The organism is Veillonella sp. (genome assembly GCF_018364065.1).
GTDB lineage: Bacteria > Bacillota > Negativicutes > Veillonellales > Veillonellaceae > Veillonella_A.
Genome location: NZ_JAGZMO010000002.1, coordinates 238,595 through 254,518, shown reverse-complemented (window position 1 = coordinate 254,518; position 15,924 = coordinate 238,595). Strand labels below are relative to the sequence as shown.

Sequence of the window (15,924 nt, the reverse complement as noted above, 5' to 3'; positions counted from 1 at the left end):
TAATGCAGGACTGGATTATGGCAGTCTTGTGGGGCTCGTGCAATGAGAGCCTGTGAATCGTGTCAGGATCGAGAGATAGCAGCACTAAGCGGTTACTTTCATGTGCCACGAGGGAACCTATGAGGCTGTCATAATCGAGTGCTGCTGCGGCAGAAGAAAAGCAGCGGTTACCGCTGCTTTTTTGCATATTAGCTTATTTTCGAAAATAAGAATTATTTCATACAAGGCGGAACAGGCCTTGTCAGTTAAAATACAGAGCACATGTTGCTTAGGGAGGAGGGCCTTATGAGCTATTTAGCTTTATACAGAAAATGGCGTCCGCAAACATTTACCGATGTAGTAGGGCAGAAGCAGGTCAGCGAGACCTTGATGCGGGCTATCCGGGAAGATAAAGTGGCTCATGCCTACTTATTCTCAGGACCGCGCGGTACAGGGAAAACCAGTGTGGCCAAGATTTTTGCTCGCGCCATTAATTGTGAAAAAGGGCCGACCGACCATCCTTGCAACGAATGTGCCAGCTGTAAACAGATTTTAAACGGGCAGTCCATGGACGTGGTGGAAATCGATGCGGCGTCCAACCGCGGTATTGATGAAATTCGCGCGCTCCGTGAAAGTGTTAAATTCATGCCCGCCGAAGGTCGCAAGAAGATCTTCATCATCGACGAAGCGCACATGCTCACGAATGAAGCGTGGAATGCGCTGTTGAAAACCATTGAAGAACCACCGGACCATGTGCTGTTTATCTTCGCTACAACGGAAATCGACAAATTGCCGGTCACTATTTTATCCCGTTGTCAGCGCTATACCTTCCGACGTATTACAGCGGAAGACATTAGCGAGCACTTGATGAAAGTGGCCAACGCATCGAATATTTCCTTGGATCCGCAGGCGGCGCAACTTATCGCCATTCATGCGGACGGAGGCCTTCGCGATGCGCTCAGTATTTTAGACCAGTGTTCCGGTATGACATCGGATACCATAACGGCTGCTACGGTTGAGGATATGATCGGTCTGGTCAGCAAGGAATGGATTATTCAGTTCTTCACGTACCTTAGAACCGGTGACGGCGCACAGTTATTGTTGGCGGCTAAAACGGCGCTCATGGAAGGGCGCGACAGCCGTCAGATTTTAGAGGCGCTCATCGAGCATTTGCGTGCATTGGTAATTCAGAAAGTTATGCCTGAAGCGGAAGAACTGAGCTTATATAAACCGTTCAAAGAAGCTTTTCAGGCGCAAGCTGATTCGTGCAGCGTGGACGAACTGAATTACTATGTAAAAGAGTTGCAGCAGGTTTTAAATGATGCAAAACGGGTGGATAATCCGCGCATTGTAATAGAAATGGGCCTTCTCGGCATTTGTGCTCGCGTTAAAGTGGAACCGGAAGACATTGTGGAACGGGTAGATGCTATTGAGCGACGCCTGAACAGTGACGGCGATTCATTGGCAATACGCGTAACTGAACTTGAACAGGGCTTGGCAGATGGACGTTTCAGTACCGGCTCTGTAAGTCCTGATATGGCAGGCGCATACGGGGCTCCGAGTGTGGCCCCTTCCGGTCAAGGGGCTATGGATCCCGGGGTAGCTGGAGCCAGTCAAGTTCCTCCCGGCGTAATGCCTCCTGTAAACGGTGCTGTACCCGGTGTCAAGCCTATGACTGCACCTTCAGGTATTTCCGTGCAGACCGGTGCAAGTCCTGCAGGATTAGCCGGCTCAGTAGGTATGAGACCACCCGCAGGGGGACGGCCTTCGACAGGCAATATAAAGCCGCCACAGCAAAGCGGTACATCGGCTAATACCGGTGCAACCGGTGGGGGCAAAGGAAACGGCGGTAAACGAAAGATCCTTTCTATGCCTGGCAATATGTCGGTCATGTTAGGCGAGCGTCTGGTAAATCCTAAACAATATAAATCCATACAAAAAGCAATGTTGGAATATTTAGACAAAAAAAACTTCAACATGACGAAGAGCTTTTATCAGATGGCGGGCCTCGTGTATATTGATGAAAAACATGCTGTATTCGTATTTAAAGTTAGAAACTTGCTGAGCATAGCAGGCACGGAAGACCGTCTGTTTGAAGTGGAACAGGCCATGGCTTATGCATTAGGCTATGAAGTGTCGATTCAAATCGTCAGCCTCAATAGTCCGACGGAACAGGCTTACCGAAATGCGGCCAAACTTGTTGATGACGGTTCCGGTCAAAGCCAATCAGGAAATGCTAATCAGGCGAAACCGGTGCATCAAGAACAGGGTGCATCGCAAGAATCCCGTCAGGGGGCTGGTAGCAGTCAAGGTCATAGGACACAGCCGGTACAACCGGTTCGTCAGGCACCAACTCAGGCCGGACCACAGGGGTCGGCACATATGGGCCCTCAAGGTGCTGCTCAGCCTATGTCCGGAAACGGAGCCGCCGGCAGTGAGCTGCTAACTCCTCATGAAATCGCCAAACAGGCGGCCTTGGCCAGTCTGGCTAAGCGTCAGGGTTTAAATGGTGGTGCCCAGCCGGGACAGGCTCAAAATGGGGCGCAGATGCGAGGCGCAGCTCCATCACAAGGTGCTCCACAAGCTCAAAGAGCTCCGCAGGCACCTGTGCCGACGCCTCAGGCGGCTGTTGCTAATAAAGGGCCGGCCGGTAATGGTGCCGGCAGTGGCGGTCCACAGCCGGTGAGCACTGTATCATCGGGCGACACGAATAAACCTTACGGTGATGTGCCGGAAGCGGAAAGTGCGCAGATAATTGATGACTTTGGCAGCTCCCTCATTGAACAAGGTATTGATCCGAGTACGGCATCGAGTGCGATACCTATGGCGGACGATGAATTTCAAGACGGCGAAATGATGGATGTGGCACCGTTCAGTTTGGATGATGTGTATGGCGATATAGAAACCGTCAGTGCCGCACCTTCTGTAGCACCATCTCCTACAGCAGCACCTGTTGCATCATTTGCTATATCGCCTGCTGTATCGCCTCAAGGATCACATGAAGCAGATGCTGCGGACGATGAAGGCCTTTCGATTGAAGAACTGCAGGAATTACCTCGCTGGACCCCGGACACGAGTACGGAAGAAGAACGTAATAATCCTCTTTTGCTAGGCGCCTTAACAACGGCTGCAGCGGAAGGTAATGATATTTACGTGGAAATCGTTCCTGATGATGAAGAAAGTGCTTCGGACGGCGAATAATTTTAAGGCCCTTTCTATTTGATGCGGACAAATCAGGTGGATTTAGGGTATAATAGATACGAAATAAATGAGTCCCCCCTAATGTCGGGACATGTAATATTAAGGAGGATAACAATGTTTAATAAAGGTATGGGCAACATGCAAGGCATGCTTAAGAAAGTTCAGAAAATGCAGGCAGATATGCAGAAAATGCAGGAAGAATTAAAACAACGCACTGTAGAAGCTTCTGCAGGCGGCGGTTCTGTTACTGTTGTTATGAACGGTGAAAAGGTTGTAGAATCTATCACTATTGATCCTGCAGCTGTAGACCCTGAAGATGTAGAAATGTTAGAAGATATTATTGTTTCCGCTGTAAATGAAGCAGGCCGTAAAGTGGACGACATGATGGCTCAGGAAATGGGTAAAGTTACAGGCGGTATGAACATTCCGGGATTATTCTAAGATGACAAACGCGTTAGAAAAGCTGGTAGAGTCCTTACGACGTTTACCGGGCATTGGAGCCAAATCGGCGCGCCGACTGGCTTATCATTTAGTGGAGTTGCCGGCTGAAGAGGTGGACGAGTTGGTGGATACGATTAAATCCGCCAAGGAAGCGACGAAGCGTTGTTCCATCTGCTTCAACTTGTCAGCCCAGGACCCTTGTCAATTTTGTGCTAACGACAATCGCGATCACAGCACGATTTGCGTGGTGGAAACATCGCGCGACGTAATGGCGATTGAACGAAGCGGCGACTACAAGGGTGTATATCATGTATTGGAAGGCGCCTTATCCCCTATTGAAGGGATTGGTGCGGAAGATATACGCATCAAGGAGTTAATTGCAAGACTCCGCGATACAACCGTGCAGGAAGTGATTTTGGCCACGGACCCTGATGTGGAAGGGGAAGCGACCGCTTTATACATTGCACGATTATTGCAACCTACGGGAATTAAAGTGACGCGTATCGCACGCGGCGTGCCTGTAGGCGGCGATATTGAATACGCCGATGAACTGACACTCGGAGGAGCTGTAGTGAATCGTCGAGAAATGTGAGGATTTGTATGAATTTCGATTTTTTAATACAAGTGGCCGTAGGATTAGTAGCAGTATACTTTATTTTTAAAGTAGCGTATTTTACAATTAAACGCGTAGCTATTCATTTGATTACCGGCTATGCGGCCTATTATATTGCGGTTAATTATTTTCATATTCCCCTCGATATGGGCGTAGGAATGTGGGCGTTAAGTGCTTTATTCGGCCCTCTTCCTGTTATTGCCATGTCTTTATGGCATCATGGTATGTAAATATGGATATTTAGTTGGTAGCTGCTTCGGCGGCTACCAATTTTAGCATGTATAAAAGCGTAGGAGGTATAAAAGGTGGTACAGGAAACAGCAACACAACATCCTACGGGGTATCAACAATTGAATAAACCGCAGCAACAGGTAGTAACGAACTTGGAATCCAATATTCTGCTGCTCGCATCGGCCGGCACCGGCAAGACGAACACCTTGGCTCATCGCATTGCGCATATTTTGAAAACCGGCGCGGCCCGGTCTGAAGATATTCTCTGCCTGACCTTTACCAATAAGGCTTGCCGGGAAATGAAAGAACGCATTATGAGCATGGCCGGATCGGATGCAAAGAATGTAGAAATACGGACATTTCACAGCTTCTGTTATAAGATTTTGCAACAGGAGAGCAAGGCGAACGAAGAGCTTTATGTGGACATGGCTATCTATGATGAGGTGGATTGCCAGGAACTCCTGGAGCCTCTCCGTCCGCGTGCGATGAAAATAGCCACTTTTGCGGCGCTTATCGCTTTTGTAAAAGAGCAGCGTTCGTTGTGGCATTATTACACGGATGATGCGGTAGGGGACTACAAGAAAACGATTGAGCGCATCAGCAGAGAACGGCAGGGCGATTTGCGGCGATTCTTCGGAGACGGCAGCTATGTGTTACGGGAAGATTATGAGCGATTTTTACTGAGCGGACAGGATACTGTGGCGTCGTATGATATGAGCCTTCATCAGCTGCACGGCGTGGATTTTACTGATTTGATTACGGATGTGCATCGCCTGTTCCAAGACCCGGTAGTGCGGGAACGCTGGCGCAGTCGCTACAGCTTTATCAATGTTGATGAAATGCAGGACACCAGCGATTTGGAAGCGGAGGTCATGAAAATGCTTTGGCCCGGCAATCGCGTGTTGTTGTGCGGCGATTATTTCCAAACCATTTACGAATGGCGCGGTTCCAATCCGGAGGCGTTTTTACAGGTTTATAAAGAGGAATTTAATCCGGAAGTGATTGTATTTTACGAAAACTACCGGGCGAATAAATACTTGTTTGAAGCGTCATTTTCCGTTCTGAAAAATATGTTCCCTCAGCTCATTGGGGAATACTATGAGCAGGAACCGTATGCAGCCAGCAATGATGCGGGTCATCCGATTGTCCTCCATCAGGCAGCTATGCCTTGGAAAGAAGGGGCCTACATCTTTGATACGATTCGCAGTTTGCCGAAAGATGCGTCTATTGGCGTACTCGTGCGTGGCAATCGACAGGCGCAGGACTTTAGTCGTCTTTTTGAAAATCTGAACATGAAATTGCCTGTGGAAGAACGGCGTGATTTCATGATTATTGATGAGTTTAAATTCTTCCGACGCCAGGAAATTAAAGACGTAATGGCGTTCTTCAAATTGTTGCTCAATCCGAATGACGCACTCAGCGTGAAACGCATTGTAAAGCGCTATGTGCCGGGGATTGGTGAGCGTCGTCTGGAAGAACTGGACAGCGAACCTGTACGGACCTTGGGGCTTCGTCTTACAGACTTTATGGATATGCAGATTTTCGAACGGGAACCGTACGATATTTTGCTGAAAGGGCTGGAAGCGGGCCAGGTCATCGTATATGACGTGGAAAGTACAGGGACGGACACGACGCGGGATGAAATCATTCAGATTGCGGCGTATCGCATTAACCCGGACGGCTCAGAAGGGGAAGTATTTGAACGTTTCATCCGTCCAACCAAATCGGTAGGTGCTTCGGCGGACGTGCATCATTTTACAGATGAATACTTGGCGGAACATGGCGAACCGGCCGAAGTGGTGTTGAACGACTTTTTAAAATTTACAGAAGGGGCCATTATCGTTGGGCATAATGTAAACTATGACGTAAATATCTTCACCAGTGAACTGCATCGCCATAATTTAGGGCGTCCGGCCTTCAGAGCCGTATATGACACGCTGGATATGTTCCGACGCTTTTATCCGCGCCTATTAAATCATAAATTGGAATATTTGAGCAATTACTTCCCGATTGAGCATAAGCCTTCGCACAACGCGCTGGATGATATTCGGGCTACGGCGGCTTTATTGCTGTATGTGGTCAAAGAAAAGATTGAACCTGCCGTGGATCAGCGGCGTGCTTTAATCGGCCGTTATAAAAATGCCTTTGCAGGAATTGCGTCTCAAATGACGACTTTGCGGCGGAAGAGTTTGACCGATAAACCGACCGAATTGCTCGCTTATATTATGAAAGATATGGGCGTTGTGGACTATTATAATAGTCACAAAGAAGCTTCTCGTGTAGAAAATATTCGCGACCTGTATCGCATTTTGCTTGAGTTGGAAGCCACTAATAGCGACTTGGGCGGTCGAGACTGTTTGCAGCGCATTTTAGAAGAGGCGGCGCTTACGGTGGGCGAACCGGACCGGCGCATTAAAAATAGCAAGCGCATCCCGATTATTACGGTTCACCAGGCAAAGGGCAGTGAGTTTGACTATGTCTTCCTGGCAGGGCTTACGCAGGGAAATTTCCCGAACGGATACGCGGAGCGGGAAGGGCGTTTGGATGAAGAAAAACGACTGTTCTATGTGGCGATTACGAGAGCCAAGAAACAGTTGTACATTTCTTACAGCGTCGTCAGTGATCGGAATCAACAGAATCGGCCAAGTATATTTTTGAGTTATTTGCCGGACACGATTATCAAAGACTAATCGCATAGTAATTATCCATAGTATATTAAGCAAAGAGTAGCATATAAGCGTTTGATACTATAAGAAGTCTTTATTTGATAGTATCTTGAAACGTTAGCTGTTATTGATAGTAAAGTTTTTAGGTCTTGGTTGTTTTTATTTTATAAGCGGCGCAGTGCCGCTGAATGCTCAGCATTTAGTTAGATTTTTAAAAGGAGGTGGTCACATGGCTCGCAAGACATATCGCGCAGATGATCTCTGCTTTTTATTAACCGCAACTGATGTGGAAATGGGCATATCGACGGTGGGACAGTGGCTCGATGGAAAGCATATGGCGCGCGGTGCTATGAAGAAGTTGTTTGAGGAAAAACTGGTGCTGCTGAATGGCCGTAAAACAACGCCGAAGGAGGAAGTCTCCGTCGGTGATGAACTGCGACTGCAAATGCCGAAAGAGCGACTGGATTATGAACCGATTGAAATGGAACTGACCGTTTTATATGAAGACGAGGACTTATTAGTTCTTCATAAACCGGTGGGAATCACGGTGAACTCCCAAGGACAGGTGTCGCTGGCAAATGGCGTGGCACAGTATTTCAAAGATAATGGTATTCGTCGAAAAGTGCGTTTTTTAAACCGCCTGGACCGTGATACATCGGGCTGTGTGGTTATTGCTAAAAGTGCGGTGGCACAGGGATTTTATCAGGAGCAAATGGAAAATCACACTTTCGAAAAATGGTACACCACCAAGGTGGAAGGCGTGTTGGAAGGAAGTCAGATTATCGATTTGCCAATGCGGCGCAGTGAGGATGGCATCCATCAGGAAGTTCATCCGGACGGTAAAATGACGAAAACAGCGTTTAAGGCGCTGGGCATATATCGTTTGGAAGAAGACATGGTCGACGAAACATCGAGTCAGGCCGATGGTTCCTTAGTGGTACCGAAACATCGCCAGGTGGATGGATTCTCTTATACGGAAATGCGTTTAACGGAACATCCGGTGAATCCGGAGGAATTGAATTCTTTGACGGACGAAGAAAAATCGCAGCTCATAACGCATGTGGACATTCGCCTCTATACCGGTAAAACCCATCAAATCCGCGTAGCTATGGCGCATTTAGGCCATCCTCTTGTAGGTGATTCACTTTATGGTAATGCCATTCAGGGGCGCACCTATTCATTAGTGGCAAAACGCATTGTGTTCGTGTCCCTCCGAACCGGTGAGCTTGTTACTGTGGAAATTCAATAGGAATAAACCCTCCTCTATGGATGCGTGCTTCCCGGCGGCCCAGGCTGTCGGAAAAGCTCGTTTACTCATAGAAGAGGGTTTTATTTATTAGAAGATAGTTTTGTTTATTAGGCTAAATATATGGCGCTAGTTGGAAGTTCCCCATTTAAGCTTCATAAGTGCAGGATACCATTTATTTATATCTTGAATAGCATTGGCGATGATTTCGAAGAGTTTGTCCGGGTCGAACGTGTCCGGATGGGTGTTGTACACAAAGTTCAACACTACCGCATGCTCTTCCATATCCATTTCAAACTTGCTGAAGAAACAATTGTAGTTCATTTCGTTTAGCAGTTCGTAAATCTTGAAGAGTTTGTTCGTGTTATTTACATCGTATTTTACAATGTTGACGAAAACTACATGAATAACGTCTTCGTCGCGGCTGAATCGCATGTAAATAGTATGATGAATGTCGTTATAAGTGAGGGGTACCAGAAGCTCCTGATAGAATAGCTGGTCCGGATTTTCAGACATTTCAGAAGTTAAATCAAGAGTCAGCAAATAGTCGCGCATGATTTGGCAGTTGGTCATAATCGGACCTCACTTTCTTCTCATTCATTTTCAGTCACAATATAAGTATATTTTTATTGTATCATAGAATTGCATTTTTGATGTGCATTTTTCAGCCGGCTTTGGCGTTCTTTTGTTGAATTATGTGCCAATTCCTGTTAGTATGTAAGAAATATAATTTTATAAAGAGGGAGTGAAAGTATGAATGCATTAAATTTTTCACGGCGTCAGACCTTACTCTTGGCGACATTATGGCTATCATTTTTGCTTAGCTTTGTCGTAAGATTGTCCTGGTCTACATTGATGCCAATCGTAAATGAAGCTATGAATTTCACGCCGGTGCAAGGCACCAGCTACGTAACCGCCTTTTATATCGGGTATGCCATTATGGTGTTGCCCGGCGGCATTATTGCGGACCGAATCGGCTATCGTAAAACGATTCTGTTCAGCTTATTGGCCATGGCGATTATTACGGGACTTATGAGCACGATCACGAGCTATACCATGGGGTGGGTATTGCGTCTCATCTTGGGGCTGGTTTCAGGACCGATACAGTCATCCTGTATGAGTGCTATCGGCGATCATTTCAGTAATACGCAGCGCGGCACGGCAGTTGGTATTTTTATGTCCTGTACATCTTTTGGTATCTTCACCATTAACCTGTACGCACCGACAGTGGCCACTCATTACGGATGGCGCATGGCCTTCCTGGTAACGGCTGTTTTACCGTTAATCGTGCTGGCCATGTCTTATTTTACTCTGGTAAAAGCACAAAAATCGGATGACGAAGTGGGCAAGCTCATCAGTGAACATCCGGCCGGACGTACGGTACAAAGTGCAGACCGGGAAGCTACGGTTAAACGCAGAGAAGATATTGTAGGAACGTCAGAATCTACCTTGTGGAATAATTTGTCTTATTTATTGACGAATCGCAATATTATGCTTCTCGCTATTACGGGCTTCTTCGCCACTGGTACTACTTGGGGTGTAACGAACTGGACGAATTTGTACATGGTAAAAAGCTTGGGTGTAACATCCATCTTTGCCGGTTCCGTTATGACTGTGTACGGCTTGGCTGCATTGCTCGTAAAACCGACTATCGGTATTTTGTCAGATATTTTGCCGATTAAAAAGAATCATCTTGCATCGATTTGTCTGTTCTGCTTCGGTCCGGCACTAATTTCCTTCGCCATGACCATGCAGCCGAATATGCTCTACGTGACGGGCGCTATCTTGGGGGTAGGCGCATTCATGTACAGCCCGCTTACAAATGCGTTGGTTGTACAATCTGCACCGAGTCATCTTCGCGGCACCACAGCAGGCTTCGTTAATCTGTTTAACCAGATGGGTTCCATTACGGCACCAATCATCTTGGGGGGCATTTTAACACATACAGGGCATTATCAGACGGCGCTGTATGCTATCTCTGTATTCCCGATTATCGGATCCATCATCCTCTTATTCGTAAGAGTGAAGAAATAAAATAGTCGAAAGAAGTAAAAGCTACAGTAAAATAAAATTTCAAAAGCAGTAGAAAATTATAAACAGTAGTAAAACATAATATTAAAAGAATACTGGAGCGCTAAAGTTCTGTAATATTCTAATTAAACAAACGCCGCTATGACCGGATGAGCCAAGCTCCCGATTATAGCGGCTTTTTTGTTTGCAGTTGATTGGTTCTATATATGTTGCCTTTTTAGAGGGAATCGTTTTATTATTAATGTAGATATATTTTTCATAATAGGGAGCAGCGCAATGCGCTGAAGAATACACATGGACACATTAGAAGAACTAACCACATTAATAAAAACATTCTGCGAAGCTCGCGACTGGGATCAGTTTCATACACCGAAGGACTTGGCTATTGGCCTGTCTACAGAATCGAATGAACTTTTGGACCTATTTCGGTTTAAGACGGCAGAGCAAATGAAAGAAATGCTGGCAGATGTACATAAACGGGACGAAATCGGGAGCGAACTGGCAGATGTATTTTTCTTTTTACTTCGCTTTGCCCAAATGAACGGCTTTGATTTAAAAGACTGCTTAGAACGGAAAATGGCGTATAATGATAAACGCTATGCGGTGGAAAAGATAAAAGGGAAGAACTTGAAATATACGGAACTAGAGGATAATTGAAGGTAATTAGATGAAAATTAAAAAATGACCTCTTGCTATTAGACTTAAATGTCCGGTAGCAGGAGGTCGTTTTTTATATTTAGTTATCTTAAGACATCAACAAATTATAGTCCTTCAATAATTCACCGGCCCATTTAGCATCGATGATTGGTTTATCTAAATCCTCTTCCGGAACCAGCGACAAGGCGCTCTTCAGGTCGTTGTATAATTTCTCCGCAATTGGAATAGCGAAGTCTTCTTCCGGAGTTCCTGTAGCAAAGTAGAGGGAAGGGCCCTGCTCCGGATGATTGATAAAGAAAATTTCTTTAAAGTTTTGGTCCGGATAGCGTTCTTGATGGAGGATGGCGTATACGATTTTGGCTAATTCGATAATGCGATCGTCCAGGTCTGCATCGAAGATAGCCGCTTTTTCGCGCAAGTCTTCCTGGGAGGTTACGAAGCGAACCTGGTACCCTTTCGTTTTCATGTAATCACCGATAACTTCCGGGCCTTCAAAGAAGTCTTCGTACGCTTTTTCCACGTCTTTTTCGTCCACAATATATTGAACCATGGCATGATGATCCATGTCATGATATAAAATTGGATAATTCACCGTGCCGTCCGCATGGCAATGAGGACAGGTAAATTGAAATAAACGTCCCGCTAACAAATCTTCTTTGCCTTTAGGATCGAGGTTTGCGTTCAAGCTTTGCCATATGGAAACTTCAAAATCCTGATGGCAGGATGGACAATTGACGTTTGCTGCTTCACGAATTGACATAACACATCTCCTTATTAACACGTAGTATATAATTTAACTTCATTATAACATGACTAAGTTGAAATATATTGACCAAAGATGTGCAATTTTTATCAAAAAATATTCATATGATAAGCGATTTACTCAGAGGATATCTTTACAGGGAGATGTTGTTAAGGCCGATTTTATTATACGAAGATTTCGTAAAAAAGAGCGATGACCGCACGAATCAGTGCAGCCATCGCTCTTGTTGGATATGAGGTTGTTATTTATGGTATAGGATGTATGGTTAGTACCATACTAGGAGATGTTGTTAAGGCTTAGAAAGTTTTTGTCTGGTTGTCGTTGATTAAACGTTCTTCAGCCGCTTTTTTGTTTTCATCTTGAGGCACTGGAGTTGTTGCATCAGTGTTTTCGATGATTGCGTCAGTCTGTTTTAATTCAGCATTGCTCTGCTGTTTAGCGTTCTGCCAAGTGTTAGCAATTTTAGCGTCTTCTACTTTTTTAGCCTGTTGTTGTGCAGGTGTTAGTACAGTATCAGGTTTTTCTTTTAAGCGTTGGTTGCGGTCAACAAGGTTGGCAACTACGTTTTTCAAAGCAGCGTCCATGCTGTTTGGCTGAATTACACGAGATGTTCTACCTTCTAAGTTCTGAACACTTACAGGATCATTACTGTTGTTTGGATATACATCATGTTGGTATAGATATAAAGTGTTATTTGTGAAATTCAATTTGTAGTAGTTGATTTCAGTAAGACCTGTGTTAGGGTTTACTGCAGATGTTTCAACGTCAGCTACGTCAGTATTTACGTCGTATTTAACGGAATCTAATAATACACGGCCTGTTTGATCAGCATCGGAATAGTACCAGTACCATTGGTCAGTAGGTAGGTCCTTAGCGGATGCAACAGCGGTTAAAGAAGATACAGCAACACCTAAAACTAATAATTTTTTGAAATTCATAATAGCAACTCCCTTTTATTAATCTATAATTTTCAAATCGAATTATTTGAATCTATGTCTACATAATACCATATCTCAGGTAGGAATTACAAGTATTAAATAAAATTTAGTTGTTCGTAATTTAATTAAAGACTCTGTATATTGATGCGATTAATCAAAAAAAGTGCTGTCTATATGGGATTCTTAAAGAATCTATACTGACAACACTTTTCAAAATGTTAAAATATTTTTTTATTTGTACTGTTGTAACTGTTCGTATTGTTTCAAAAGTACGTTATTGCCTTTGGATAGTTCCATGAGGAAGTGTTCTAAAATGGCTTTTAATGTTTGCTCCGAGTAAGTTTGTAATTCACCGCGCATGTATGTTTCTACGGAGGTTACGGTTTTGCTGTCCTCTTTGGCGAGGAGTGGGCGATGACCGTGGAATAATTGCGGATGCGATGTTTCCAGAGCCAGTTCCCACTGTAGATAGATGACCATAATGGCTTCTACGTATTTCACTTTTTGTGGTGAAATTGGTGGTAATAATGGCTGGATTGTTTTGAAATATTCCGGATCGGTGTAGGCCATCATGTAGGCGTACTTTTGGGCCACAATGTTGAGTCGTGCATTTTTAGCGTGTACTAAATCAAGTGAATAATATTGTAATACATCTTCCGGATACATGGACCAGTAGGCTGTACGAGACGCATAGAAGTTGCCTTTTTGCGATTGGCAACCGGCAGGTGCACCAATATTTTGTGTACTGGAAAAGCATTCCCATTCCTGAGTGATGATGTTTTGAATTAATGTATTCATAAAAAGCTCCTTTGACGATATGTAGCCGATAGTCTCAATGTAAGACTGTTTCTATAAGATGGCTTAAAGTGTCTTTATTGTGCGTATACTGTGCTTTTAAGATATGTGGCAGCGTATAGAATTTCTATTCAGTCCAACTGTCCTCCCGGCGCAGCGATTCGTCGCTGATATGGGTGACAACTTCCTGGGCCTGATAGGTTAAGAAGTCTACATCGGAACGGCTGAGGCCAAGTTTGTGTAATTCCTTGATAACGTCGGCGCAAATCGCTTCAATGAGTGGCTGGCGTTCTGCGGTGAGCGGAGCTTGCACAAGCTTCAATAAAAGGTTGGCCGTTGTTTCGTGTAAAATCGGTAACTCCATAGCACTGCGATAAGCCCATTTATAGAATGGCATATATCGTCGATTGAGGTGATGGACGAGTTGCAGATAATAGTTGACGAACTCGCTGCATGCCAGTGTGGCCGCTACATAGTCTAGGCGATTTAACGTACGACTGAAGTTGTATTGCCCCGATTGTGCCATTTTGTTCAGGCAGAAGGTAATCTTTTTCAAACGTAAATCTTCCGGGAAGTAATTGAGTAGTCGTTCGCGAATGGCGGTGAACTGTCCCGGTGTGTCGGCGAAGACAATTCCGTTCGTAGCGCAGCGCAGACAGTCTGACGGCACTTTACGGAACTCACGCAATGTTTTTGGCCCGTCCGGGAAGAAGCTGTAGAACGAATAAAACTCGTCAATACTCTTTACTTCTAAGTCGCCGCTCAAGTCGCGTTTACATTGCGCTACCAGTGCAGCAATTGTGGAGCTTTGTGATTCAAGTACTGATTTCGGCAAGATAAGTTGGCAACGTTTTTTAAAGTCGTGATCTTGCGATTGCAGGTCATCGTAGCCTAAACATTCAGAGCCGGTGCCGGCCAACACAAGACAAATGTGAGGCAATAAGCTCCGGTAAGAGGTATTAATAATAGAGCAAACACCTAAGGCCATCTCTTCTGCTAAGCGAAGACCTTCACCTTTGGGCGTGGCAATAACCGGCGCCTTGTCCGGTTCAGTGGCTGCAACAGGTGTTGTAGGCGCATCGTTATGAATGGAAGACCACATGGCGGACGCGTTATATTCTTCGCGCTTTCCCGGCGTATGCTGTTGCATGACAGCTTGAGTGGTACCCACGTCATTACCATTTAAAGTTTTCGTAATATCCGCCAAGGCCACCAGGTTCTGCATGATGGCGTCATAGGCGATGCTGGTTTCACCGTAGTGTTTTTTTATAATAGCCAGGGCTTCTGTATACCAATGAAGTGCCTGGTTATATTTTTTTTGACGCAGTGCATAGTCCGCTTTTGTGTTGAGGACGGCCGCGTAGAGCGGGTGATCTGTACCTACTTCTTTGAGTAAGATGGCTTCCGCTTTTTCTAAAAATGGCAAACCGGATTCAGGATTTTGCGGTGCCGTATGTTTTTTTATTTCACAAAGGTTTTGATAGCTGATAGCGAGGGGCACCTTCAGAGACGGATCAGTCTCCAACAAAGCGATGGTTTCTTCCTGCATAGTGTGTGCCTTTGTATATTCTTTTACATCTTGGTAGAGGAGGGAAAAGTTATTCAGAAGGCCCACGTAGGCGTAGGATTTGTCGCCTTCGTTTTTGAAAATAGTCTGTGCCTGTTGAAAACACTGTTCCGCCTCGTAGAATGATTTATGCTCTCTGTAAATATTCCCCAAATTTACAAGCATGGTGGCATAGGCGATAGGCTGTTTCGGCATATGCGCATCATAAAGAGCCAGTGCCTCTTTGAGTACGGCAATGGCTTTTTCGAACTGCCCCGTATTGCGGTAACAACCGCCCAGTTCATTTTGAATCTCGATCGTTTTTTTGTAGTCTCGTATTTCTTTGGACAAGCGGATGGCCTCCTCCAGGAGAGGAATCATGGCCAGCTCATTCCCTTCGCGCCACAGCCGGTGCGCCTCTTTCACGAGCGATTCAACTGTTGTCATAATATTACCTCGTAATGTACCTTCCCTTACAATGTACACTCTCTCATCTATTTATAATTAAGTCCATTATATCTGCCTCCTATATATAAAACTATACTATTTAATTCATACGTTTGTATCTGCACATAAGAGTGTTGAATTAGAACACATAATTGAAATGCGAAAAAAGCATAGGAGGTATATAGATGATTTCCGATGTACTTATGTCTTAAAAGTGCCTCTATAGGATTTGATTCCATTAACTGCATTTTCCATGTTGTAGCTAAAATAGATGTATAGGTAACAAATGACACGGCCATAGCCGTCTGTGATAGGGGATGTCGAATCAAGGAAAAAAGATAGCAGACAAATCACAGGATTCTATTATTTC

General features: G+C 44.9%; 13 protein-coding genes and 1 other RNA gene. 9 read left to right on the top strand and 5 right to left on the bottom strand.

What is annotated here, in order from left to right; all coding sequences use genetic code 11:
• Positions 1–26: 26 nt before the first annotated feature.
• From ffs to KHZ77_RS03010, 7 genes are all read left to right on the top strand, one after another.
• Positions 27–126: signal recognition particle sRNA small type (gene ffs / locus KHZ77_RS03040), an RNA gene on the top strand.
• A 159-nt stretch (positions 127–285) separates the two neighbouring features.
• Positions 286–3,180 carry a DNA polymerase III subunit gamma/tau gene (gene dnaX, locus KHZ77_RS03035; protein WP_295195604.1) on the top strand — a complete coding sequence of 965 codons (2,895 nt, stop codon included), beginning with the start codon at positions 286–288 and terminating at the stop codon, positions 3,178–3,180.
• A gap of 114 nt (positions 3,181–3,294) precedes the next feature.
• On the top strand, positions 3,295–3,621 hold the full coding sequence (locus KHZ77_RS03030) for a YbaB/EbfC family nucleoid-associated protein (protein WP_295195602.1): 327 nt from the start codon (positions 3,295–3,297) through the stop codon (positions 3,619–3,621).
• 1 nt (position 3,622) lies between these two features.
• A complete protein-coding gene (gene recR / locus KHZ77_RS03025) occupies positions 3,623–4,213 on the top strand; it encodes a recombination mediator RecR (protein WP_295195600.1) in 591 nt (196 codons plus the stop codon).
• Between the two features lie 8 nt (positions 4,214–4,221).
• Entirely contained in the window at positions 4,222–4,464 is a 243-nt protein-coding gene (locus KHZ77_RS03020) for a hypothetical protein (RefSeq protein WP_295195598.1), read from the top strand.
• Between the two features lie 75 nt (positions 4,465–4,539).
• Positions 4,540–7,155, top strand: a complete 2,616-nt coding sequence (locus tag KHZ77_RS03015) for a 3'-5' exonuclease (protein ID WP_295195596.1) — start codon at positions 4,540–4,542, stop codon at positions 7,153–7,155.
• 205 nt (positions 7,156–7,360) lie between these two features.
• On the top strand, positions 7,361–8,380 hold the full coding sequence (locus tag KHZ77_RS03010) for an RluA family pseudouridine synthase (protein WP_295195594.1): 1,020 nt from the start codon (positions 7,361–7,363) through the stop codon (positions 8,378–8,380).
• 126 nt (positions 8,381–8,506) lie between these two features.
• On the opposite strand, the gene KHZ77_RS03005 is transcribed toward KHZ77_RS03010, so the two are convergent.
• Positions 8,507–8,950 (bottom strand): YbjN domain-containing protein, encoded by a 444-nt coding sequence (locus tag KHZ77_RS03005; protein ID WP_295195592.1) that lies wholly within the window; start codon positions 8,948–8,950, stop codon positions 8,507–8,509.
• A gap of 180 nt (positions 8,951–9,130) precedes the next feature.
• On the opposite strand from KHZ77_RS03005, the gene KHZ77_RS03000 reads away from it, so the two are divergent.
• Positions 9,131–10,411, top strand: a complete 1,281-nt coding sequence (locus KHZ77_RS03000; protein ID WP_295195590.1) for an MFS transporter — start codon at positions 9,131–9,133, stop codon at positions 10,409–10,411.
• A 291-nt stretch (positions 10,412–10,702) separates the two neighbouring features.
• Positions 10,703–11,065 carry a nucleotide pyrophosphohydrolase gene (locus tag KHZ77_RS02995; RefSeq protein WP_295195588.1) on the top strand — a complete coding sequence of 121 codons (363 nt, stop codon included), beginning with the start codon at positions 10,703–10,705 and terminating at the stop codon, positions 11,063–11,065.
• Positions 11,066–11,153: 88 nt separating this feature from the next.
• Here the strand turns inward: KHZ77_RS02995 and KHZ77_RS02990 are convergent, their stop codons facing one another.
• From KHZ77_RS02990 to KHZ77_RS02975, 4 genes are all read right to left on the bottom strand, one after another.
• Positions 11,154–11,825: a CpXC domain-containing protein gene (locus KHZ77_RS02990; RefSeq protein ID WP_295195586.1), complete on the bottom strand. Its 672-nt coding sequence runs from the start codon at positions 11,823–11,825 to the stop codon at positions 11,154–11,156.
• A 299-nt stretch (positions 11,826–12,124) separates the two neighbouring features.
• Entirely contained in the window at positions 12,125–12,766 is a 642-nt protein-coding gene (locus KHZ77_RS02985) for a hypothetical protein (RefSeq protein WP_295195585.1), read from the bottom strand.
• Between the two features lie 231 nt (positions 12,767–12,997).
• Positions 12,998–13,564, bottom strand: a complete 567-nt coding sequence (locus KHZ77_RS02980; protein ID WP_295195583.1) for a DUF4125 family protein — start codon at positions 13,562–13,564, stop codon at positions 12,998–13,000.
• A 124-nt stretch (positions 13,565–13,688) separates the two neighbouring features.
• Entirely contained in the window at positions 13,689–15,554 is a 1,866-nt protein-coding gene (locus KHZ77_RS02975; RefSeq protein WP_295195581.1) for a DUF4037 domain-containing protein, read from the bottom strand.
• Positions 15,555–15,924: the final 370 nt, after the last annotated feature.

Bases quoted from the DNA above. Each gene is read 5' to 3' on its own strand.
- dnaX (WP_295195604.1), top strand. From the start codon at position 286: ATGAGCTATTTAGCTTTATACAGAAAATGGCGTCCGCAAACATTTACC.
- KHZ77_RS03030 (WP_295195602.1), top strand. From the start codon at position 3,295: ATGTTTAATAAAGGTATGGGCAACATGCAAGGCATGCTTAAGAAAGTT.
- recR (WP_295195600.1), top strand. From the start codon at position 3,623: ATGACAAACGCGTTAGAAAAGCTGGTAGAGTCCTTACGACGTTTACCG.
- KHZ77_RS03020 (WP_295195598.1), top strand. From the start codon at position 4,222: ATGAATTTCGATTTTTTAATACAAGTGGCCGTAGGATTAGTAGCAGTA.
- KHZ77_RS03010 (WP_295195594.1), top strand. From the start codon at position 7,361: ATGGCTCGCAAGACATATCGCGCAGATGATCTCTGCTTTTTATTAACC.
- KHZ77_RS03005 (WP_295195592.1), bottom strand. From the start codon at position 8,950: ATGACCAACTGCCAAATCATGCGCGACTATTTGCTGACTCTTGATTTA.
- KHZ77_RS03000 (WP_295195590.1), top strand. From the start codon at position 9,131: ATGAATGCATTAAATTTTTCACGGCGTCAGACCTTACTCTTGGCGACA.
- KHZ77_RS02995 (WP_295195588.1), top strand. From the start codon at position 10,703: ATGGACACATTAGAAGAACTAACCACATTAATAAAAACATTCTGCGAA.
- KHZ77_RS02990 (WP_295195586.1), bottom strand. From the start codon at position 11,825: ATGTCAATTCGTGAAGCAGCAAACGTCAATTGTCCATCCTGCCATCAG.
- KHZ77_RS02985 (WP_295195585.1), bottom strand. From the start codon at position 12,766: ATGAATTTCAAAAAATTATTAGTTTTAGGTGTTGCTGTATCTTCTTTA.
- KHZ77_RS02980 (WP_295195583.1), bottom strand. From the start codon at position 13,564: ATGAATACATTAATTCAAAACATCATCACTCAGGAATGGGAATGCTTT.
- KHZ77_RS02975 (WP_295195581.1), bottom strand. From the start codon at position 15,554: ATGACAACAGTTGAATCGCTCGTGAAAGAGGCGCACCGGCTGTGGCGC.